2 protein-coding genes are annotated in these 1,134 nt (G+C 69.0%); both read left to right on the forward strand.

Going from position 1 to position 1,134, the window contains the following annotated elements:
- Positions 1-325 (forward strand): winged helix-turn-helix domain-containing protein (locus BIS11_RS18155; RefSeq protein ID WP_253586804.1); only part of this gene is annotated, 325 nt, incomplete at its 5' end.
- Positions 322-1,134: Trk system potassium transporter TrkA (gene trkA / locus BIS11_RS18160; RefSeq protein WP_253586805.1), on the forward strand; the 813-nt coding region annotated here is incomplete at its 3' end. The genes BIS11_RS18155 and trkA, both read left to right, overlap by 4 nt.

Raw genomic sequence — 1,134 nt, forward strand, 5'->3', positions numbered from 1 at the left:
CCCCTACCGCTACGGCGCGCTGTGCATCGAGCCGGCCGCGCGCCGCGTGACGCTGGCCGGGCGCCCGGTCCACCTGACGCCCAAGGAGTTCGCCGTGCTGGCGCTGCTGGCCCACCAGGCGGGCCGGGTGGTGACCCAGACCCAGCTGCTTCGCCACGTGTGGGGCGCCAGCCATCGAAACGATACCCACTACCTGCGTATCGTCGTCAGCCGACTGCGCCAGAAGCTCGGCGACGACCCGCACACCCCTCATCTGCTGCAAACCGAACCCGGCATCGGCTACCGGCTCCACGGCGAGACCGAGCCTCAGGAGACGCTTCCATGAAAATCATCATTCTCGGCGCCGGCCAGGTCGGCGGGACCCTGGCCGAACACCTCGCGCGCGAAGAGAACGACATCACCGTGGTCGACACCGACGCCGCCAAGCTGCGTGAACTGCACACCAAGCTCGACATCCGTACCGTCACCGGCGCCGGCTCCTACCCCATCGTGCTGCGCCAGGCCGGCTGCGAGGACGCCGACATGCTGATCGCCGTCACCAACTCCGACGAAGTCAACATGATCGCCTGCCAGGTCGCCCACACGCTGTTTCGTACCCCGACCAAGATCGCCCGCGTGCGCGCCACGCCCTACCTCACCCGCAAGGGCCTGTTCGCCCACGAGGCGATCCCCATCGACGTGCTGATCAGCCCCGAGCAGGTGGTCACCGACCACGTGCGCCGGCTGATCGAACACCCGGGGGCGCTGCAGGTGCTCGAGTTCGCCGGCGGCCTCGTGCAGCTCGTGGCGGTCAAGGCGTTCTACGGCGGGCCGCTGGTGGGGCAGGATCTCGCCTTTCTGGGCCGCCACATGCCCAACGTCGACACCCGCGTGGCGGCGATCTACCGCCGCAACCGGCCGATCATCCCGCGCGGCGACACCGTCATCGAGGCGGACGACGAGGTGTTCTTTCTCGCCGCCCGGCGCGACATCCGCGCGGTGATGAGCGAACTCCGAAGAGTCGAGCGCGGCTTTCGCCGGGTGGTGATCGCCGGCGGCGGCAACATCGGCGAGCGCCTGGCGGAGCACCTCGAGCACAGCCACCAGGTGAAGATCATCGAGCACAGCCTCGAGCGCTGCACCACGCTCTCAGAG

The sequence above is a fragment of the Halomonas sp. 707D4 genome, from assembly GCF_024158685.1.
Taxonomy (GTDB): Bacteria; Pseudomonadota; Gammaproteobacteria; order Pseudomonadales; family Halomonadaceae; genus Vreelandella.